Genomic DNA, 21,963 nt, shown 5'->3' on the forward strand with positions numbered 1-21,963 from the left:
TTTATGATTGTAAAAAATACTTAAAAATTAATATAAAATAATATTTATCATTTTTAAGTAAAACTAGTCTTAGTAACTTTACTTATTAAGAAAACCCATTTTTAATGTCAAATAATAATATAAAAAAATAGGTGTCTTAACCTCTGGTGGAGACTCCCCAGGAATGAATGCGGCCATTCGATCTGTTGTAAGAGCATGTGCCTTTTATAATATAAAGTGTGTAGGTATTTATAGAGGGTATCAAGGTCTTATAGAAGGTGATTTTAAAGAAATGGGACCTCGTTCAGTTAATCATATTATTGATAAAGGCGGTACAATACTAAAATCTGCTCGTTCTAACGATTTTAGAACTTTGGAAGGGAGACAATTAGCTTATCAAAAAATTAAAGAAGCTCAAATAGATGCTTTAGTAGTAATAGGAGGAGATGGAACTTTTACTGGAGCAGAAGTTTTTAATAAAGAATTTCATTTTCCTGTTATGGGGATTCCAGGAACCATTGATAATGATATTTATGGAACTAGCCATACACTAGGATATGATACTGCCTTGAATACCGTAGTAGAAGCTATTGATAAAATTAGAGACACAGCCAGTTCTCATAATCGACTTTTTTTTGTAGAAGTAATGGGGCGTGACGCGGACATATTGCCCTAAATGCAGGAATAGGAGCAGGCGCAGAAGAAATTCTTATTCCAGAAGAAGATTTAGGATTAGATAGATTGCTAGAATCATTAAAAAGAAGTAAAGCTTCAGGGAAATCCTCTAGTATAGTAGTCGTTTCAGAAGGAGATAAAATAGGAAAAAATGTTTTTGAACTAAAAGAATATGTTGAAGAAAACTTACCAGAATACGATGTTAGAGTTTCTGTATTAGGACATATGCAACGAGGTGGATCACCCTCTTGCTTTGATAGAGTTTTAGCTGCTCGTTTAGGAGTAAAAGCAGTAGAATCCCTTTTAGAAGGAAAATCAAACTATATGGTTGGATTATTAGATGACAAAGTAGCTTTAACCCCTCTAGAACAAGCTATAAAAGGAAGCTCTAAAATTGATCAAGAACTCCTTAAAGTATCAGATATCATGTCTATCTAATATCTTATGAAGATTAAAAAACAACAATATACTATATGATAATGAGAAGATAAGTGGTTGTAAAAGAATTAAAAAAATAAAATATGAAAGTAAAAATAGGAATTAATGGTTTTGGTCGTATAGGACGTATAGTATTTAGAGAAATATTAAAAAGAGATAATGTAGAAGTAGTAGCAATTAATGATCTTTTAGATGTTAATCATTTAGCTTATTTATTAAAATATGATTCAGTCCATGGGCGTTTTGATGGAAAAGTAGAAGTAGTTGATGGAAATTTACTAGTAAATGATCGCCCTATTAGAGTAACCGCAGAAAGAGATCCTCGATTAATAAAATGGGACGAAGTAAATGCAGAAATAGTAGCAGAATGTACAGGTATTTTTACAAAATTAGAAACAGCTCAAGCTCATATTGATGGAGGTGCTAAAAAGTGGTAATTTCAGCCCCCTCAGCAGATGCCCCAATGTATGTGATGGGAGTGAATCATAAAGATGCCTCAGCTAACGATACTATAGTCTCTAACGCTTCTTGTACCACTAACTGTTTAGCACCTTTAGCAAAGGTTATTCATGATAATTTTGAAATTGTAGAAGGATTAATGACTACAATACATGCTACAACAGCCACTCAATTAACAGTAGATGGACCTTCAAAAAAAGATTTTAGAGGAGGACGTTCAGCCTTATTAAATATAATACCTTCCCAAACAGGAGCAGCTAAAGCAGTTGCTAAAGTTATTCCTAGTTTAAAAGGAAAACTTACAGGTATGTCTATGCGCGTACCTACAGCAGATGTATCTGTAGTAGATTTGACAGTGAAATTAGGTAAAGAAACTTCTTATGAAGAAATTATGGCAGTTCTTAAAAAAGCCTCTGAGTCTACTATGAGCGGAATTATTGGATTTACAGAAGATGATGTAGTTTCGCAAGATTTTGTTGGTGATACTAGAATATCAATTGTAGATGCTAAAGCAGGTATTGGTCTTAATTCTACTTTCTTTAAGATTGTATCATGGTATGATAATGAGTATGGTTATTCAAGTAAATTAATAGATTTAGCTGTACATATAGCTAATTTATAACTAAAATTATTATTTTTATCTCCCGTTTCTCTTGATGAAACGGGATTTTTTATTATCATTAAAACCATTTTTAGATAGTATTTTATTGTATTAAAAATTCCAGGAAAAAAAACATATCTAAAATAAATATTATAAAAAGAGTTTGTTAAATCTAATTACTTCATTATTAATGTTTAGCAAGCTATTAAAAAATTATACAAATGAAATTAATAATAGACAGTGGTTCAACAAAGGCAGATTGGATTGCAATAGATGAATTAGGAAATGTTTTGTTTTCTACGCATACATTAGGCCTAAATCCAGAAATTTTAACAGAAACAGAAGTTTTAAAACGCTTAAATGATAATTCAGAGTTAAGTATAAATAGAGAAAACGTTTCTTTTCTGTATTTTTATGGAGCAGGGTGTGGAACAAGTAGAATGAAAGATTTTCTCGCTTGTATTTTTGAAAAATATTTTTTAAATGCAAAAATTAGCGTTTATGAAGATACATATGCAGCTGTATATGCAACAACATTAAAAGGAGAAAAGGCTATTGTTAGTATTTTAGGGACAGGATCTAATTGTAGTTATTTTGATGGACAAATTTTACATCAAAAAGTAGAATCATTAGGATATATTGTAATGGATGATTGCTCAGGTAATCGTTTTGGACGCCATTTATTAAGAGGATATTATTATAATAAGATGCCTAAAAAATTAGCAGAAATTTTTGAAACTTCTTATGATTTAGACCCAGATGTTATTAAGCAAAATTTATATAAAGAAGCTAATCCAAATGCTTATTTGGCCTCATTTACAGCGTTTTTAATAAAACATAAAGAAGACTCATTTTGTCAACAAATTATAAAAGAAGAAATAGAGTCTTTTGTAGAAAATAATATCAAACAGTTTGAGGATTATAAAGAATTACCTAATCACTTTATTGGGTCTGTAGCTTATTTTTTACAAGATGAAATAAAATCTGTTCTTACAAAACATCATATAAAAATTGGTAAAATTTTACAAAAACCAATAGATGGTTTAATTGCTTATCATTTACAAACCAATTAAAAAATGGAAATAGCACTAATTGCCCATGATGGGAAAAAAAGCAGACATGGTTCAGTTTGTAAATAGAAATTTAAATTTACTTTCAAGAGAAGGTATAAAAGTTGTTGCAACTGGTACAACAGGAGGAAAAGTAGAGGCAACCGGAATTAAAGTTAAAAAACTTTTAAGTGGTCCTTTAGGAGGAGATGCACAAATAGCAGCTAGAGTTGCTATAGGAAAATGTAACATGGTTTTGTTTTTTAAAGATCCAATGAGTAGCCATCCGCATGAACCTGATATTAATATGCTTATAAGAATTTGCGATGTTCATAATGTGCCTTTAGCAACTAATGAAGCAACTGCACAGTTGTTATTAGATGCCATAGACAAATAAAGATGTGAAAATAGTTATTACTTAAGGATACATTATTTTATTCATCTCTTATGTTTTTTTAAAAAAAAGATTTATATTGGTATAGTGCTTGTTTTTAGTGAAATATATGCTGTTTATAGTAAGTTTATAAAAAATAAGCTAATAAATAAAGTAATTTAATAAGTAAACAATAACCAATAAAAAACTTACATCTATGAATAAAATAGTTCTTTTATTTAGTTTTTTTCTACTGAATTTAACAATTCAAGCACAAAAGAAGAAATCAACTGATAATACAAGTTCCAATCTTTTATTAGCTAAAAATGGAGAAGCTAGTGTTGTATTAAATAAGAAAAGAGATATGTGTTTAGTTGTTTTAAAAGATAGTATACTTTTAACCAAAAACAAGCCTGATCTTATCCCTAATACTATTAAGATTAATCAGTTAAAAGTTAAAAATAGTATATTTTACCATGTAAGTTGGAAATCTATTGAAAAAAAGAGACTTCATTACGTAAAGAATTAGCTACCTTAACTGAAAATCAGATTTGGAATCCTTTAAATAAAACACTTTTAATAGCTAATACAGAAAAATCAATAGATATAACAGAAATAGAATATTTGGATAGATTAAAGACGACTTCACAAACTATTTCTAAAAAGAGAAATGAAGGCTATTTGTTTACGTTATTGTCTAATGGTGATTTTAGTTTAAGTAATAAGACAATGACAACCAAGTATGCTTATAATGATAGGACTAGTAAATATGAACCTTTTAGAAAATAAATAGTAAAAATTAGTATTTAAAAGAAAAAATAAATTTAAAAAATAAGTCCATTCTAAAAATATTTTATTTAGAATGGACTTAGTATTTAACAATCTGTATCGATTATTTAGAACTAGTCACAAGCACAAGAAAAGCTATTACATATCAGATAAAAAAGATACTTTTTTTACTGTTACTTCATTACCTTCTGAAATCACCTTACTATTTTTAGATTTTATTTCAATCTGTTTTTCATGTTTATCATTTTTTCTGATACACCCTTTCGTTTGAAAGTTCTGTAAATTAATGCTTATCTCTTTTGTTTTTAATTCACTACCTGCTAGGGTCTGGTAGAGCATGGCACTATTATCGTATTCATTATATCTAAATTCTATAGTAGTACGACGGTTTTTAGCGTGTTGTTGTTCATTAGTGGCATTTTTTGTTGCATTTCGAGCTTCTCCAAATCCTCGTATTTTGATGAGTTCATCTTTTAAACCTTTGTATAATAAATAATCTTTTACACTTTGTGCTCTTTTTTCGGATAAATTTTGATTATAGTCCAGATTGCCTTGTTCATCAGCATGACCTTCTAATATGATATCAAGAAAAGGATTGTATAATAAAAAATCAATTAATATATCAAGGGTTTTCTTAGCTTCTGGTATTAGGTCGTACCTGTCGTATTTAAAATATGCGGTTTGTGTTACTTTTCGTGAGGTAACGCGTAGATCTTTTAATAATGTTTTACCATCTTCAAAAATATAAAAGGTATCTATACTGTCTTTTATTTCTATATTTTTGAAGTGACAGGAATGATAATTTCTTTTGTTTATGTCAGGGGTTCCTACTTTTGAGGCTGTAGTATTTTGTGGTATTTCAGGTATTTGATTTTTAAATTCTGGTTTTATTCGTAAATATCGAGCATGTATATAATCACCGTTAGGATCTTGTATATATTTACCATTAGGTAATTTTACTTTTACATAAAACTCCATTACATGATTAGGGAATGAGTGTTTACCGTACCATATACTCGTATTATTAATTTCAATGTTTATTTCTCCGTCAGTAACTTTAACGTTTGTAATGGTTCTTGTTAAAGGGTCAGAAGCTAATGTTTTGTGGGCATATATTTCTATTGTAAGATAAGGATATCCGTTTATACCTTCAGTGTCTAGATTAAGGTATACTTTTTCACCATAAGCAAAAATTTTTTCTTTTCCTGCAGGAGTACCATCGCCGCTTACGCTCCATTTACTTTTTATAATTCTAGGGAGGCAATATCCGTATATATATAATCCAGTATGATTTTTTTAGCACTATTTCTATTGCCAGATAAACTGGCTTCAAGGAAATAACAATAACCACATAGTTTTTTGGGAATCTTGATTCCGTAAAGCATAGAGCCGTTAAGAGCCGTTTTTTTAAGTATTGTTTTTTTATTACCTTCTTGCTATATCCAAAAAACATTTTGTTGTTTTTGTTTTTCGGTAGTTTCTTTTAACCATTCTATATTAAACCAGATAAATTCATCAGGAACTATAGTTAATGATTCATTAGGGGTAGATTGTTTTTCAAAAATTGGACCTTTTACATAATGTATTTTTTTTTATTCCTCCACTTATAGCTTAATTATTTTTGAGGATTTTCAAATGCTATTTCTATACCATCATGTTTAGGCTGTTTTTCGTATATTTTTCATAAGTTTATAAGTGGATTTATTTTGCCTTATTACATCTTTATTAACATTTTTGAAATTTTGTAGACTTGCTTCTGTTCGTTGTCCATGGTCTATAATTTCAATACAAGGAGTACCTGCTATAGCACATACTGTTTTACTGGTTTCTATAATCATATTTCCTCCATTGCTGAGGGTTACATTTTTATAAAAATCTTTCCATTCTGTTATCATGGGTTTGCATGGGGGAGGTGGATTTCCCATTTTTGGACAGTTACCAAAGGTGTTTTTTTCAAAAGTAGAACTGCCTATTTCTTTTGTAGTTACAATTAGTTTTTTAGTACCTTCTTTGTCGTTAGCATATTCTTTCTGGTGGGATAGAACCTTGATTTTGTCTGTAGTTTGACCAAATTGACATTTGCATATAGCACCTTGTACTACAATGTGTTTTTCTGCCATAATTGTTAATTTTAGTTTAGTTTAGTTGAATTGTAAAAATAGTTTTTATTGACTGTCTTTAAAAATTAATTTTTTCTTTTATTTGTTGTTTTTAGATGTTTGTTTAAAGGCTCAATAGTAATTAGAAGAAAGATTTCTTTTTAAGAGAACTCTTTTAAAATTGAACGTTAATAAATGAAAAATGTATTTAAATTAGTTAAAGAAACATTTTATTAATATTAAATATATTTTTATTATTTATGAAGGTAAATGGTAATTTTTAAATTAAGGGAAAAAAGAGATAAGGGTGATAGATAAAAGGTCTAATAAAAAGATTATATGTAGAGAAATTTTAATGTTAGCAGAGTTTAATTAAAGAAAAGGCTGTTTTTAAAACCCTTCAAAAACGCCTAATCCGAATAAAGCAAAATCATATTTTACAGGATCTTTTGGATCCATTAAACGTAAATTAAGGTCTAATTCATGTAATGCTTTAGCATCGTTTTGTTTACGACTTAAAAGACCTAATTTTCGAGCTACATTGCCCGAATGAACATCTAAAGGACAAGATAATGAAGAAGGGGAAATTTGTTTCCATATTCCAAAATCAACCCCAGAAGAATCTTGTCTACACATCCAGCGTAAAAACATATTAATTCGTTTAGCCGCTGAATTATTTAAAGGATCAGATAAATGTTTTTTAGTTCTTTCTAGATGAGAAATTTCGAAAAAAATATTTTTTAACTCACTAATTGCTTTTTGTGTAGAATTATTTTTAGTATGCTTTGTAAAGATATTTTCTAAGCCATTATGATGTAAATAAATGTGTTGAAGGCTTTTTATAAATTGTATAAAATCCTTTCCATTAAAAGTTCTATGTACAAAAGAATTTAGTTTTTCTAGTTGAGTTGAATTATGATTTAGAATAAAATCATAAGGTGAATTACCTAATAAGCTCATCATTTTTTGTGCATTTTTAATAATGATCTTCCGATTGCCCCAAGCGATAGTAGCACTTAAAAAAGCAGCTATTTCAATATCTTCTTTAATAGTAAAGGAATGAGGAATTTGAATAGGGTCACTTTCTATAAAGTCAGGACGATTATATAAATTTACTTTTTCGTCTAAAAAATCTTTTAATTCTCTTAATTCCATTTTAATCAAGAACGACTTCTATGTTGTTAATGTCTTTTATATTACCATCTACAATTGTAATTTTTCGATCAGCCATGTCAGCTAAATCTTCATTATGAGTAACAATAACAAAAGTTTGATTTAGTTCGTCGCGAAGTTTAAAAAATAATTTATGTAAATTTTCTGCTGTTACCGTATCTAAATTACCAGAAGGTTCATCTGCAAAAATAACTTTTGGTTTATTAATCATCGCTCTAGCTACAGCAACTCGTTGTTGTTCTCCTCCAGATAATTCCATAGGTTTATGATTCATACGATGTTCTAATCCTAAGTAGGCTAATAGTTTTTTAGCTTCACTCTCTACTTCTGTTTTGCGTCTTTTAGCAATATATCCTGGTATACAAACATTTTCTAATGCTGTAAATTCAGGTAGAAGTTGATGGAATTGAAAAATAAAACCAAGATTTAAATTTCGAAACTTAGATAATTCTTTATCATTCATTTTTAGAACATCTTGGCCATTAATTTCTAAAGAAGAAGTCAGATTAATACCTTTTCTATTTTTAAAACTAGGTTGGTCTAACGTACCTAAGATTTGTAATAAAGTAGTTTTTCCAGCACCAGATGCACCAACTATTGATACAATTTCTCCTTTTCTAATTTGAAGATTAACTCTTTTTAAAACTTTTAATTGTCCGAAGTATTTATGAATATTAGTTGCTTTAATCATTCCTGAGTATTTTCACAAATAAACAAAGAATTTTAATGAACTTCAAAAAAAGTTTTGTTATGCTTGATAATAGATTATCCTTCATTTAATCAAAAAAAGAGTTTATATATTAAAAACAATCTTGAAACATTATGATCTTCGTGTAATTGAAAGTATTGAATTGTTATTTCTAAAATTAACTGCATTTACAATTGTAAAATTTTATAGACTATTTTGTTTGTTATCCCTATTAATGATTTTATGTTTTTTTTTGTAAGTTTTTACTTTTAATTAATTCAGAATATAACATATAAAAAGAGAATTATTGGTTATTTTTTAAATGTTTGATAGTTAGTTTTTTATAATTGTCGGTTTTAATAATACGGATTAGTTTTTTTTGCTATGCAAAATATTGATTTAATAACTTTTTGTTAATATTAAGCGTCACGCATTTAGTCTTGTGAAAAAATGTTTTAATTTTGTATGCTTACATAATAAATTAAACAAATGAAGAAAATCGTAATTTTTGGTTCTGGTGTAACAGGACTTAAATTGGCTCACGAATTAATTAAAACAGGTAATTTAGTTACTGTTTATGAAACAAGAGATCAACCAGGAGGTAAATGTATAGGTACTTTTGAAAATGGTCTACCAACAGAACTTACCCATAGACAAATGTTTGCTTCTAATATGAATTTTATTTCAACATTAAAAGAAATTGAATATAAAGGAGATAATTTGTTGAAGAATATTGAACCTTTAAATAATGTTCAATTTTATTGGGCAAACGAAAAAAAGTTTATGAATTTTAAACGAAACTTTTTTAATTCTTTTCAACAATTAGTAGATAATTTAAAATCAGCTAATTCTTTATTTTTTTCAGGTGTGCCACTTAAAGATATTTACTGGTTTAGATCTAAATTATTTATAGATAATTTAGATAAAGACACTTTAAATATGCCTTTGTCTACCTATTTAGAATTTGAGAAAAGACCAAAATTAGCTCATTTTATTCTTAAAATAATATCAACATGGATAGGAGGGAATGGAAATACTAAAACAGGAGATTTTTTGTTATTATTTAACTATAAAAATTTATCGAAGAAAAAAGTATATACTAGAACAAATACAACAAGTCTTACTCTTAATGGACCTATATCTGATTCATTAATAGAACCATGGTATGGCTTTTTAAAAGAAAGAGGTGTGAAATTTCGTTTTAATGAAGGAATTAAAAAACTAAATATTAGTGATGGTGTAGCTATAAATGCAATTTCAGAAAAAAACAACGTTATTGAAGCGGATGCTTTTATTCTTGCAATTCCTCCAAAACAGGTTGTAAATATATTACCTAAAATTGCAGAACGTTTATCAGTTAATTACATTAAAAGTCATGGATTTCAATTTCATTTTAAAGAAGTTCCAAGTTTGTTTTTAGATAAAACTATTGGAATTATTGCTGATTCTGCTTGGGGACTGAGTTACAAATTATATCACAGTAAAAAATATGCACATAAAGAGTTTTCTAATGATGTAAAAGTTACTATTTCTATTACCGCTACCAAAACCGAAAAGGAAAAAGGACCGCTGCATAATAAACCATTAATCGAATGTACTTTAAAAGAAGTAGAAGAAGAAATATTATTCCAATTAGGTTTACAGGAATATATGTATAAGGATATTATGTATGGAAATATGAATATTGGGGTAGGGGCAAAATATCTTAAATATACAGATTTTAACCTTGAGCAGTATAATGATTGGCATCATGGTCCAGTAATAAAAGAACAAAATGGCGAAAAATATTTTTGGATATTTGAAAATGAATTAATCAATCCAGATTATAACAATACAGTAGGAATTAATTCATCTAATTGTAATAATGTTTTTATATCTGGAGAGTGGGTTAATGATGAAAAACAAATATGGACAGTTCCTTCAACACTTGAAAGATGTATGGAAAATGCTACAATTTGCTCTAAAGTTGTAAATAATTATTTAGTTGAAGCATAATAAAACACTCTAAAGTGTTTATCTGTAATATATTATAATTTATTAGGTGTAATAGCCAATTTTTTGTTTGCTCTAAGTGTTTCAGAAATAAAACTAGATACCTTAATTTTTAAAAATACTAAATTTAGTAGTCTGTACAGGATGTTTGTTAATTAGAGTTATTCTGATGATGAATTACACCTAATAAATTATAAAATTTAATACATTATTACTTATAAACATCTAATACTAAATATAATGAAAGAAAGATTAATTTAAAAGAGAACGAATGACCTCATTACTAAATAAAAAGTATCAAATATATACTACCTTACTATTTTTTCTTATAAGCATCCTATACTGTTTTTCTATTCAATATATGATTCAGAAAAGTGTTTATAGTGAAATTTTAATTAGTTTACTATTCCCTCTATTAGCTATTCCTTTTTTTAATAAGGAAAATTTAACATCAGATATTAAAAGATTACTCATATTAGAAACTTTTTTTAATATCATATGTATTACGTTAAAACTAAATACTTTTTTAAATATAGAAATAATTGTTTTTGATATAGTATTTGCTGTATTCTTTTTTTTTCAATCTGGAGGATTTTTACTCTCCTTATTAGTTAAAAAAACATATTCTAATTTAATACCTACCATTGCATTAACAACAGGTCTTTTTATATACTATTTTAGAAGCACAGGAACAATACTCTCTCCAGATAATAGAGTGCTTATGTATGGATACGATGCCCCTATTGAATTACAGTTTATTTATTTTTCCTGGTTAGTTGGAGTTTTGTTGATAGATAATAAAATGTTATTACCTAAAGTTACAGTGTTAATGGCTCATTTAGCCTCCTTTATTATAGCTTTTCAGTCAAATGAATTTTTTCACTCAAGAATAGCAACAGCATGTCATCTATTTGTTTTAAATTCTGTATTTGTTTATAAATCACAAAATTGGATAAATAGAGATTGTGTATCTATAAATTTTCTAAAAACAGCTTTAGATAACTCTAGAAATCATAAGACTCTATCTATAATTATCAGTGTTTTATCAGTGTTTTTTTTAATTCGCTTAATTTTAGCATAATAGTAAATTTACATTGAAACTTTAATAAAAAAAACATATTGATTTTAATAAATTAGATAGGTCCTGAATGGCTGAATTACCTTGAATTAAAAGATTTTTTAAAATCTTTTTAGCTTTGAAAGAATTCTATTCGTATAATAAAATGAATAAGTTTCATACAAAATACGATGATTCTTTCTAAGCTAATCAGAGAAATATAGAAACTTAGCGTATTTTTTCTTTTTAAAAATTTCTTATTTATTTTTTAATGATACATTTACTATTTAAAAAGATTACAAAATCTAATATCTTTATCTTTGAAAATAATATTTTAGCGTTATAGATAGAAGATATTGTGTAGAATTCCTTTTTACAAAGGAATGTTTTTATCTAAATAAAGATTGAAAGCTTAGTATCAGAAAATCTAAAAAAGAGATTTATATTAATTATTTATATTTTTATCGTGTATTTAGCCGAAGATCAATTAATACAAAAAAATAAAAGGAAAAAACAAGCAACAGTTGCAAAATTAATTATAAGTATTATAATGGATTTTGTAGGTTATTTTAGTTATTTATTTCCTGGAATAGGAGAGTTTATAGATATTTTTTGGGCTCCTTTTGCAGGGTTTATGATGAGTATGCTTTATAAAGGAACAGTAGGTAAAATTGCAGGAGTCCTTACTTTTATTGAAGAAATAACCCCAGGTTTAGATTTTATACCATCTTTTACAATTACTTGGTTTTATGAATACTATCAAGATAAAAAACAAGAAGTATAAAATTAAGGTTATAAGATAATTATAAACTAGACTCGTTTCTTATTACCTTATTTAATAGTAAAATCTAATGTATATTTATGAAAAAGATTATTTTTTTGATAATTATTTTATTTCCAATAAGTTATTTTTCTCAAAATAATAAAAAACTAGTAGTGCAGGATACAACTCTTGTCAACCTAAATGAATATTCAGATGACTTTGTCTTAGAATTAAAGTATGCTACCCAAGATAATTTTTTAAAAAAATAAGGTATACGACTGTGCAGCCTGTTATTTGAGATATAAAACAGTTGTACAATTAATAAAAGCTAATCAGGAGTTTAAAAAGAAAGGTTATCGTATAAAAATATTTGATTGTTATCGACCTTTGAGTATACAAAAAGAATGTGGCAAATAGTTCCTGATCCTAATTATGTAGCAAATCCAGAAAGAGGCTCAATTCATAATAGAGGAGGAGCAGTAGATTTAACTTTAGTGGATACATTAGGAAATGAAGTAGATATGGGAACTGTTTTTGATCATTTTGGAAAAGAATCATCTCATACTTACACAAATTTATCTAAAAAGGTACTTAAAAATAGAAAATGGTTAAAAGAAGTAATGCAAAAACATCATTTTGAGCCATTAGGATCAGAATGGTGGCATTATGGTTTAGAAGGATCCCGTCAGTTTCAGTTATCTAACCTTAGTTGGAAATGCAATTAAAATGATCTATGAAAAATTTAGCAGGAAAATATGTTTCAACTAATGTTTCACAATCTAATTCGTTTTGTATAACATAATCTATAGAATTTCCAGCATAATGAATACGCATAAAACGAATAGAATATTTTTTTAGTTCCTGTAAATCATCTTTTAGGAAAAAAAAGTTAGATTCTATAAAGCGATTGTTAATTTTTTCTTTTTCATTATATATTAAATTATCACAACGATCATCATCCCCATAAAGCAAAGTGTATATTCTGTCATTAGAAAGTTGAAAAATGATTTTAGATGATTTGTTAAAACAAATTGGAGTTTCAAATTCAGTGCTTTTTTGAATATGTTGCAATTTTAATGAAGGAATACCATCAGTAGCTACTAAAGAAATTGAAATAAGAGTTATTTTTCCTCCAAAAACTTTTTCATATACAATACAACCTTTTGTTTCTTTTAAAGTGCCTATAGAATCGGTTACATTTACAGCTAAGTCACAAGGTTTTTGTCCCCAAATATAATTGCTTAAGATGAGAAGTAATAAACTTAATTTTATTTTCATTTTTAAATTTTCTCGCAAAGTAAAATAATTTTATTATTATCTAAATCTGTTGTAAAGAAAGTGTACAAATCACCGCCTTCTTTTATTTTCCATTTTTTCCGAATAATTTCAACTGTTTCTGGAAAATTTCGAGTTGTAATGTTTGCTTTTTTCCCTTCCAGATGTTTTTTGATTTCTATTTTATTGTACGGAATATTTTGCAGTACTCTAAATTTTCTGCCTGGGAAATTAATAAGTTCACTATTAGTATATAAATGTGAAAAAGAATGAAGTTTGTAAACAGGAAATAGATGACAAATATAGTCAAATGCTCCTGATTTCATAATTGCGCTATTCGGTTCGTATAAAAAATCTTGAACTATTGAATGCTTACAGTCAAATGATTCTTTTCCCCATAAAAATTCTATGACCTCTTTTTCCTCTTTCGTAATGTTAACGGCCTTTATTAAAATATCTTGCTTGTAATTTTTTTCAATAATCCAAAGAATTTCTTTTACTTCATTTTGTAAAGCTACAATATGAATTTCTTTTACGTTTCTTAATTCATTCAGACCTGCTGATATATCTAAGATTGGAGCTGTTTTGATTAAAATATGTTCTGTGAATTGAAAATAGAAATCTAAAAAATCAGGAACATTAGGTAAGCAGTCTTTTAATAAAAAAACCTTACCCTTTGTATCATTTCTTCTAGAAGGATCAATGTATATCCAGTCAAAAACTTGATTGAAATTCTTTAAAATTTCATGGCTATCGCCAAGATAACATTCAATATTATTTGCTTTTAGATTTTTAAAATTATGCTTTGTAATCTCATGTAATTCACTTTTAATTTCACAATGAATTAATTGATTGAAATTCTTAGAAAAATAATAATCATCTACTCCAAACCCTCCTGTTAGATCAATTAGTGTTTTACCATTAATAAGTGTAGACTTGTATCGGGCTGTAATTTCAGATGAGGTTTGTTCTACAGATAATTTACTTGGGAAAATAATGTTTTTTTGGTGATACCATGTAGGTAATTTTTCTTTTGCTTTTGTTTTTGAAGCAATTTGATTTAAAATTTCATTCCAAGGTATTTCTGGAAAAGGGTTTTTCATTAATGCTACCTTTGTAAAATTTAGCGTTAATGAATTTTCTATGAATTCTTGTACTTTAGGAGCTAATAAATCAAAATTCATTATAAATTTTTTGTGAGAGAATGGATGAATTTATTGTCAGGGAAAAATTCTTTTCCAATTACTTTAAGGATCGTGTAAGATGGAACTGCAATGATCATTCCCATAATTCCAAATAAAAATCCAAAAATTAAGATTACTAAAAATATTTCCAAAGGATGTGAGTTAGTACTATTTGAAAAAATAATAGGTTGACTAAAATTGTTGTCAATAAATTGTACAATGAAGAAACCAATTAAAATGTATAAACTATGATAAAGCATTTCTGCATTAATGCTGCCATTAAAGCTGCCTAATAAAGAGAGTGTGACTGCTAAAACACTTGCTATAAGAGGACCAATGTAGGGTATAATGTTTAGAACAGCACAAATGAAAGCTATAATCAAAGAATTTTCTACATTGAAAAAGAATAAAACTATTAGATAGAGTATAAAAACAATAAGGAGTTGTAGTAATATACCGCTAAAATATTTTAAGAGTAAAAAGTCTATTTTTTTAAAGGATGCAATAATTTTTTCCTCATGTTCGTCAGGTAATATGTTTTTAAATAATCGAAGAAAAATAGCTCTGTCTTTTAAAAAGAAAAACGTAATAAAAAAAGAGGAGGCTATTCCCATTCCAAAATTACTGATAGTATTAATGAAGGTGTTTAAAAATTCACTTAGAAAATGAAAATTGAGGTATTTTGTTAAATTGTTTTTATTTAATATTTGGTCTGCTTTGAAGCCATTAGTGTTTAAAAAAGATTCTAATTGTATGATTAAATGTTCTATTTGTGTAGATAGTGTTTTGCTATCTAATAATGAAATATGTGTCGCTTGGCTGTTTATTAATGGGATAAACATTAAAAAAAAACTAGCTATAATAACTCCAAAAAGAGAAAGAGTGGTTAATACTGCTAAAGTGTTTTTTAATCTTAATTTTTTTCTAAAAAAATCAACAATAGGAGATCCTATCATGGATAATAGTAATGAGATTACTAGGTAAATAATAACTGTCTTTATTTTGTAAAGAAAATAAACTAAAAGTGTTATAGTAACTAAAGTAATGACTGCTCTTATAATTCCGTTTGCAATAGCTTTACTTTCCATTTGGATATTTTTAGAGACGAATATATAAAAAAAACCTGAGATTATTTCTCAGGTTTTTAATTGTATCAAAATTCTAAAATTTTTATGGTTGAGCGAAAGAATTTCTTGCACCTCCAGATGCAAATACTGCTAGAGCTCTTGATTTTTGACCTAATGAGAACATATACATTCCTCTGTCATCAGTATAGTCCATATAGTTCATATACATTTCAAGTGGAGTGCCTGTACAAGTTGATCTGTGACCCACTGCTGGAACACCATAGTTTGCTGAGTCATGAACAGGAGTGTCAGATACTAAGTCAGAACCACAAGTAGTATCACCCCAAATATGACGTAAGTTCATCCAGTGACCTACTTCGTGAGTAGCTGTACGACCTAAGTTGAATGGGGAAGTAGCTGTTCCCGTATTTCCTGTGTATTTTGAGTCTAAAACTACACCATCAGTAGCTGAAGATCCACCAGGGAATTGTGCATATCCTAAGATACCTCCTCCAATTGTACAAACCCAAACGTTTAATTTAGTTGTAGGAGAAGTAGGGTTTATACCGCCTTGAGTTGATTTTTTCATAGCATCAGCTGTACCCCAAGATGTTTTAGTAGTTGTTTTTCTTATTACTTGGTCTAATACAAAACGAATACCTAAGTTTCCACTTCTTACACTAGCATATGGATTGTTAGCTGTGTTGTAATCAGTATTAGTAGCTGAATAATCTTTGTTTAAAACGTCAATTTGTGATTGTAACTGAGCTAATGAAATGTTTTCAGCTGTAGTTCTGTATAAAACATTAAAAACAACTGGTATTTCAATTACACCGTTTACCAATCTTCCTGATTTAATAGCCTCTGAAGTTTGTTTTTCAATATCATTCATTCTAGATGCTAATCCTGGATCTTCTTGCATTTGTCTTTCTAAAACTTCGTGTGATGCACATCCTCTATGAGCAGTTGCATCTACTTGGTTATTTGTAACGCTTTCTTCTTTTTGGCAAGAGAACATCATTAAAGCAGCAGAAGCTGATAATAATAATTTTTTCATAATTTGTTTTTTGTTTGGTTTGATTAATAAAAGTTTTTTAATTCGATGCTAAATTAGTTTTATTTTTTTAAAAAGCAAATTAAAATTACAATAATTGTATTTTTTTTAAAAAAATATTGAGTTTAATTTATTTTTTGTTTTGTTATTTTTTTATGTATTTTATTTTGTTAATATTATAATATAGTGTTTTTATTGTAATATTGTTGAATAAGTAAAGCTTCAAATGAAGAAGAAAAAGGATTACTTATTCTAAAGAAAGTATTACTAAAGTAATAAACTTGTATCCTATACGTTTTAAATTATAGTTAGGAAAGTACTACATTTGAATTACAAAAAATATTCTATGCGTCAATTACCCTTTATTATGATTCCTATTCTTTTTTGGGAAGTTCATCCGTTTTTTGTCAGCAATCTGAAATTTATACAAATCCTCTTAGTTCATATCAAAAAGGGATTGATCTTTTTAAAAGTAAAAGCTATTTAGCTGCTCAACAGATTTTTGATAAAGCACAAAAAACAACTCAATTTGAAACAGCATCAGATTGTGCTTTTTATAGTGCATTAGCTTCTTTAAGATTAAAGCAAGATAGTGCAGATCAAAAAATGTTGCAGTTTATAAGAGAATATCCCACTAGTGCTAAAATGAATACAGCTTATTCGGAACTTGCAACTTATTTTTTTGAAAATGGGAGATATGCGTATGCTTTAGAATATTTTGAGAAAGTAGATGAATCAGCATTAACATATGAGGAACTGAATAAATATTATTTTTATCGAGGTTATACATTTTTTACAACTCATGATAAAAAATTAGCAAAACAATATTTTAATAGAGTTCTTCAGTCTAAAGAATATGGTTCAAAAGCAAAATACTATTTAGGGTTTTTAGCTTATCAAGGAGATCAATACGAAGAAGCAAGTAAATATTTTGATCAAGTCGATAAAGATAATAATTACAGTGAAAAGCTGTCTTATTTTCAGGCTGATATGGCTTTTAAGTCAGGAGCTTTTCAAAAAGCAATTGACTTAGGAATAAAAGCAATGATTAACTCTACAGTAGAAGAAAAATCAGAACTTAATAAGATTATAGGTGAAAGTTATTTTAATTTAAGAGAATACGATAAAAGTATTCCTTATTTAAAAGCATATCAAGGTAAAGATGGTAAATGGAATAATACTGATTTTTATCAGTTAGGGTATGCTTTTTATCAAAAGAAAGATTATCAGTCAGCTATAGGGTATTTTAATAGAATTATTGAAGGAAATGATTTGGTAGCCCAAAATGCTTACTATCATTTAGGAGAAAGTTATTTGAAAATAGAGAAAAAACAACCTGCTTTAAATGCTTTTAAGAATGCCTCCGAAATGATTTTTGATAAAAAAATTCAAGAAGATGCTTATCTAAATTATGCACGTTTAAGTTACGATATAGGCAACTCGTATCAGACAACGCCTGAAGTTTTAACTGCTTTTTTAGCAAAATATCCTAATACCGCTCATAAAAATGAAATTGAAAATTTATTAGTTAATTCTTTTATAACCTCTCGTAATTACAAAGAAGCATTGTTGTTACTTGAAAAAAATAAAACAATAACAAATAGATCAGTTTATCAAAAAGTAGCTTTTTATAGAGGTCTTGAGTTATATACAGAAGGAAAAAACGAAGAAGCTTTGAATTTATTTAAAAAAGCTATTAGTGAACAAAAAGACCCCACTTTTACAACTCGTGCTACTTTTTGGAAAGGGGAGGTGGAGTATACTAAAAATGATTTTTCAGATGCTTTATTAAGTTACAAACAATTTTTAGGTTTTATAGAATCAAAAGTAACACCTGAATATAAAAATATAAACTATAATATAGCATATGTCTATTTTAAACAGAAAGAATATGAACAAGCCTCAAAGTTTTTTCAAAAATATGTAGAAGGTACAAAAGAAGATAGAGCACGATTGATCGATGCGTATTTAAGATTAGCAGATTGTTATTTTGTTACTTCTCAGTATAATTTAGCTATTGAATCCTATGATAAAGTTATAGCATTAAAAGCAATTGATGTTGACTATGCTAGTTTTCAAAAAGCAATTTCTTACGGTTTTGCTGGAAAAAATGATCGAAAAATAATTGAACTTAATAGTTTCATTAAAAAATTCCCTGATTCTCAATATCGTGATGATGCACTTTATGAGCTGGGTAACACTTATACAACAATAGGACAGTCTTCAGCAGCCATAAAAATTTATGATCAGTTAATTACTGAGTATAAAAATGGAAATTATACCTCAAAAGCTATTTTACGTCAAGGCCTCATATTTTATAATGAAGATAAAGACGAATTAGCTTTGTTAAAATTTAAAAAGGTAGTACAAGAATATCCCAAAACGGAAGAAGCAAATGAATCTGTTCGTACGGCTAGACTTATTTATATAGATAAAGGGCAAGTACAAGAGTATGCAAATTGGATAAAAACCCTAGATTTTGTAGATCTAAATGATACAACATTAGATCAAGATGCTTGGGAGTCAGTAGAAAAACAATATGCACAAGAAAATAAACAGCAAGCAATTATTAATTTAAAAAGTTATATTAATACCTTCCCTAATGGATCTCATATATTAAAAGCATATTTCTATTTAGCTGAATTATATTATCAAAAAGAGGTAATAGATTTATCTATTTCTAATTATGAATATTTAGTTTCAAAATCAAGAAACGAATACACAGAACAAGCACTTACTCGTTTGTCAGAATTATTTCTAAAAAAACAAAATATAGAGTCATCTATTTCATATTTAGTTCGTTTAGAAAATGAGTCTGATATTCCGCAGAATAAAATTTATGCACAGGCTAATTTGATGAAAATTTATAATGATAAAAAGATTTTCATAATGCTGTTATTTATGCAGAAAAAGTATTAGCACATCTTAAAGCAGATACTAAACTTAAAACAGATGCCCAAGTTATTATAGCACGTGCTGCTAGAGAAATAGGAGATGAGAGTAAAACAAAGGAAGCTTATGCAAATGTTCAAAAAATAGCCCAGGGAGAATTAATGGCAGAAGCTTTGTACTATGATTCCTTTTTAAAAATAAAGAAGGGAAATATGAACTTTCGAATACAATTATTCAAAAAATAGCAAAAGAATATTCAGGTTATAAATATTATGGAGCGAAAAGTTTAGTAGTTATGGCAAAGAATTTTTATGGTTTAAAAGATAGTTATCAAGCAAGTTACATTTTAGAAAGTGTAATTAAAAATTTTAAAAATTTTGAGGATGTACTTATTGAAGCTCAAACGGAATTAAATAAAATTAAAGCAGAAGAAGCTAAGACTAATTCATCCATAAAAGGATAGTTGTTAGAAATAACTTATAGTTTTAAGATAGGTATTTTTAGTAACAAAGTTGTGCTCATGAAAAAGCTTAATATTTTTCTTTAAAAAAATAATAACATGAATAAAATCACTATATATACAATAATTGCTTTTTGGATTTTTTCTCAAAAGGGATTAGCTCAAAAAAAAGAAGATACGATAGGAACCGAAATAATAAATGTAGTAAAACCTTATACACCTACTATTTCAGACGCTTTTAAAATAAAAGAAGTTCTTCCAGTAACAGAAGTAGAAACCACACAAAAAGAAGTGGTAAAATATCAAATTTTCTCATTTCCTGTTGCATCCACTTTTGTTCCGTCTAAAGGTAAAGCCACTTCAATAGAAAAAATCAAACAAGAAAAGTTATGGTCTAATTATATAGCGGCTGCTTATGGAAATTATAATACACTTCATTCAGAACTGTTTATTACCCATGATATAGATGATACTCAGTATTTAGGAGGAACCCTTCGATATTTAGGTTCAGGAGGAGGTATTTCAGGAGTATCTCTTAATAATGGGTATGCTGATTTGTTATTTGGAGGTTTTTATAGCTATACATTTGATCAAAACCTATTAAAAGTTGATGCTTCCTACAATAGAGAAGGCTATAATTGGTATGGATTACCTATAAAAAATCCTAATTTTAATGGGGTAAATTATAGTATAATAAAACCTCAACATCTTTACAATACATTAAAAGCAGATGCTGAATTAATAGTTTCTAAAAGTTTTTTTAATAAAATGAATATTCGCTATATAGGATTTTCAGATGACTATAATTCAAGTGAAAATCGTTTTATATTAAACCCCCGATTTAATTTTGATATAAATCAAACAGATCTTAAACTTAATTGTAATTTAGATTATGTAACTACCTCTTTTGATAAGAGTTTTCAAATCAATTCAAATATGCAAGGGAAAGATTTGTCTATACAGCAATCTTCGCTCATTTTTAGTATTCATCCTAGTTTAACTTTTGTAAAAGATGATTTATCAATAGATTTTGGTGCTGAATTATCATATTTAACACGTTTAAAAAATATGTATTCAGGAATAGATCAAGGAACTCAGACAGGCTTTTATTTCTATCCTAAAATTTACGCATCCTACAAAGTGGTAGGAGATTTAATGGTAGCAAATGCAGGAGCAGAGGGAGGATTAGAGCAACAGACTTATCAAAATTTTGCTAACCAAAATAAATTTCTTTCTCCCACTTTAGATTGTAAACCAAGTGATCGTCAGTATGCTTTATTTTTAGGGTTAAATGGGAAATTAGCCAATACTATTTCCTATCATTTAAAATCAACTTATGAATCTGTAAAGAATAAATCTCTTTTTGTTAGTAATCCTTATTTGTCCAATCCAACACAAAACTATAGCTACGGTAATTCATTTAATATCGTATATGATGATCTTAAAAATCTGAGCTTTTTTGGGGAGTTAAAAGCAGATCTGAATAAAGATATAGCATTAGGGATAAATGCACTATTTAATTCTTATCAAACAGCAAATCAATTAGAAGCTTGGAATTTACCCATTGTAAAAATAGGCTTTTTAGCAGATTTTAATATAGGAGAAAAATTTTATGCAGGCACACAATTTTTTTATGTAGGAGAACGCAAAGATCAATTTAAAAGTTTTACTGGTTTTATTTATCCAGATTCAGTACAAAATGTAGATCCTTATTTTGATATGAATTTAGATTTAGGATATAAACATAACGAACGCCTAACATTTTTTATAAAAGGGAATAATTTAGCTAATCAAAATTATCAAAGATGGTTAAATTATCCTGTTCAAGGTATGCAAATAATAGGAGGTGTTAGTTATAAGTTTGATTTATAAGATAAAAAAAATGGTTTAAGTTTG

17 protein-coding genes and 4 pseudogenes are annotated in these 21,963 nt (G+C 27.6%); 13 read left to right on the forward strand and 8 right to left on the reverse strand.

Annotated elements, in window-relative coordinates; all coding sequences use genetic code 11:
• Positions 1 to 163: 163 nt before the first annotated feature.
• From pfkA to JJC03_RS12880, 6 genes and pseudogenes are all read left to right on the forward strand, one after another.
• Positions 164 to 1,092, forward strand: a pseudogene (gene pfkA, locus JJC03_RS12855) (6-phosphofructokinase).
• Positions 1,093 to 1,175: 83 nt separating this feature from the next.
• Positions 1,176 to 2,173: pseudogene (gene gap, locus JJC03_RS12860) on the forward strand (type I glyceraldehyde-3-phosphate dehydrogenase).
• A gap of 200 nt (positions 2,174 to 2,373) precedes the next feature.
• On the forward strand, positions 2,374 to 3,225 hold the full coding sequence (locus JJC03_RS12865) for an N-acetylglucosamine kinase (protein WP_088444789.1): 852 nt from the start codon (positions 2,374 to 2,376) through the stop codon (positions 3,223 to 3,225).
• A 3-nt stretch (positions 3,226 to 3,228) separates the two neighbouring features.
• Positions 3,229 to 3,598 (forward strand): annotated as a pseudogene (locus JJC03_RS12870) (methylglyoxal synthase).
• 193 nt (positions 3,599 to 3,791) lie between these two features.
• Complete coding sequence (locus tag JJC03_RS12875) at positions 3,792 to 4,103, forward strand: hypothetical protein (RefSeq protein WP_235873429.1); 312 nt, start codon at positions 3,792 to 3,794, stop codon at positions 4,101 to 4,103.
• Between the two features lie 95 nt (positions 4,104 to 4,198).
• Positions 4,199 to 4,363 carry a hypothetical protein gene (locus JJC03_RS12880; RefSeq protein ID WP_235873430.1) on the forward strand — a complete coding sequence of 55 codons (165 nt, stop codon included), beginning with the start codon at positions 4,199 to 4,201 and terminating at the stop codon, positions 4,361 to 4,363.
• Between the two features lie 138 nt (positions 4,364 to 4,501).
• Here JJC03_RS12880 and JJC03_RS12885 read toward each other — a convergent pair whose 3' ends face one another.
• The 4 genes from JJC03_RS12885 to JJC03_RS12900 form a co-directional block, all read right to left on the reverse strand.
• Positions 4,502 to 5,341, reverse strand: coding sequence for an OmpA family protein (locus JJC03_RS12885; protein ID WP_235873431.1), 840 nt, complete (start codon positions 5,339 to 5,341; stop codon positions 4,502 to 4,504).
• Between the two features lie 680 nt (positions 5,342 to 6,021).
• On the reverse strand, positions 6,022 to 6,483 hold the full coding sequence (locus JJC03_RS12890; RefSeq protein WP_235819362.1) for a DUF4280 domain-containing protein: 462 nt from the start codon (positions 6,481 to 6,483) through the stop codon (positions 6,022 to 6,024).
• 369 nt (positions 6,484 to 6,852) lie between these two features.
• Complete coding sequence (locus JJC03_RS12895; RefSeq protein WP_088444791.1) at positions 6,853 to 7,617, reverse strand: TIGR02757 family protein; 765 nt, start codon at positions 7,615 to 7,617, stop codon at positions 6,853 to 6,855.
• A 1-nt stretch (position 7,618) separates the two neighbouring features.
• Positions 7,619 to 8,326: an ABC transporter ATP-binding protein gene (locus JJC03_RS12900; RefSeq protein WP_088399647.1), complete on the reverse strand. Its 708-nt coding sequence runs from the start codon at positions 8,324 to 8,326 to the stop codon at positions 7,619 to 7,621.
• A 486-nt stretch (positions 8,327 to 8,812) separates the two neighbouring features.
• Here JJC03_RS12900 and JJC03_RS12905 point away from each other — a divergent pair, with 486 nt between their 5' ends.
• From JJC03_RS12905 to ddpX, 4 genes and pseudogenes are all read left to right on the forward strand, one after another.
• The gene (locus JJC03_RS12905; protein ID WP_088398713.1) at positions 8,813 to 10,318 is read left to right on the forward strand and encodes an FAD-dependent oxidoreductase; all 1,506 of its coding nucleotides are present in this window, start codon (positions 8,813 to 8,815) and stop codon (positions 10,316 to 10,318) included.
• 358 nt (positions 10,319 to 10,676) lie between these two features.
• On the forward strand, positions 10,677 to 11,396 hold the full coding sequence (locus tag JJC03_RS12910; protein WP_088398712.1) for a hypothetical protein: 720 nt from the start codon (positions 10,677 to 10,679) through the stop codon (positions 11,394 to 11,396).
• A gap of 442 nt (positions 11,397 to 11,838) precedes the next feature.
• A complete protein-coding gene (locus JJC03_RS12915; RefSeq protein ID WP_103715406.1) occupies positions 11,839 to 12,156 on the forward strand; it encodes a hypothetical protein in 318 nt (105 codons plus the stop codon).
• 77 nt (positions 12,157 to 12,233) lie between these two features.
• Positions 12,234 to 12,860 (forward strand): annotated as a pseudogene (gene ddpX, locus JJC03_RS12920) (D-alanyl-D-alanine dipeptidase).
• Here the strand turns inward: ddpX and JJC03_RS12925 are convergent.
• From JJC03_RS12925 to JJC03_RS12940, 4 genes are all read right to left on the reverse strand, one after another.
• Positions 12,841 to 13,413, reverse strand: a complete 573-nt coding sequence (locus JJC03_RS12925) for a hypothetical protein (RefSeq protein WP_235873432.1) — start codon at positions 13,411 to 13,413, stop codon at positions 12,841 to 12,843. The pseudogene ddpX and the gene JJC03_RS12925 sit on opposite strands and share 20 nt — an antisense overlap.
• A gap of 2 nt (positions 13,414 to 13,415) precedes the next feature.
• A complete protein-coding gene (locus JJC03_RS12930) occupies positions 13,416 to 14,594 on the reverse strand; it encodes a class I SAM-dependent methyltransferase (protein WP_088444796.1) in 1,179 nt (392 codons plus the stop codon).
• Positions 14,594 to 15,682 (reverse strand): AI-2E family transporter, encoded by a 1,089-nt coding sequence (locus tag JJC03_RS12935; protein ID WP_235873433.1) that lies wholly within the window; start codon positions 15,680 to 15,682, stop codon positions 14,594 to 14,596. The genes JJC03_RS12930 and JJC03_RS12935 overlap by 1 nt, the downstream gene beginning before the upstream one ends.
• A gap of 82 nt (positions 15,683 to 15,764) precedes the next feature.
• On the reverse strand, positions 15,765 to 16,718 hold the full coding sequence (locus tag JJC03_RS12940; protein WP_088398707.1) for a zinc metalloprotease: 954 nt from the start codon (positions 16,716 to 16,718) through the stop codon (positions 15,765 to 15,767).
• A 381-nt stretch (positions 16,719 to 17,099) separates the two neighbouring features.
• Between JJC03_RS12940 and JJC03_RS12945 the strand changes: the two genes are divergently transcribed.
• The 3 genes from JJC03_RS12945 to JJC03_RS12950 all read left to right on the forward strand — a co-directional run bounded on the left by JJC03_RS12945 (position 17,100) and on the right by JJC03_RS12950 (position 21,939).
• Complete coding sequence (locus JJC03_RS12945) at positions 17,100 to 19,634, forward strand: tetratricopeptide repeat protein (RefSeq protein ID WP_309597663.1); 2,535 nt, start codon at positions 17,100 to 17,102, stop codon at positions 19,632 to 19,634.
• A 268-nt stretch (positions 19,635 to 19,902) separates the two neighbouring features.
• Complete coding sequence (locus JJC03_RS18910; RefSeq protein ID WP_309597664.1) at positions 19,903 to 20,070, forward strand: hypothetical protein; 168 nt, start codon at positions 19,903 to 19,905, stop codon at positions 20,068 to 20,070.
• A 96-nt stretch (positions 20,071 to 20,166) separates the two neighbouring features.
• Entirely contained in the window at positions 20,167 to 21,939 is a 1,773-nt protein-coding gene (locus JJC03_RS12950; RefSeq protein WP_235873434.1) for a TonB-dependent receptor, read from the forward strand.
• Positions 21,940 to 21,963 lie beyond the last annotated feature (24 nt).

Source organism: Flavobacterium oreochromis, from assembly GCF_019565455.1.
Taxonomy (GTDB): Bacteria; Bacteroidota; Bacteroidia; order Flavobacteriales; family Flavobacteriaceae; genus Flavobacterium; species Flavobacterium oreochromis.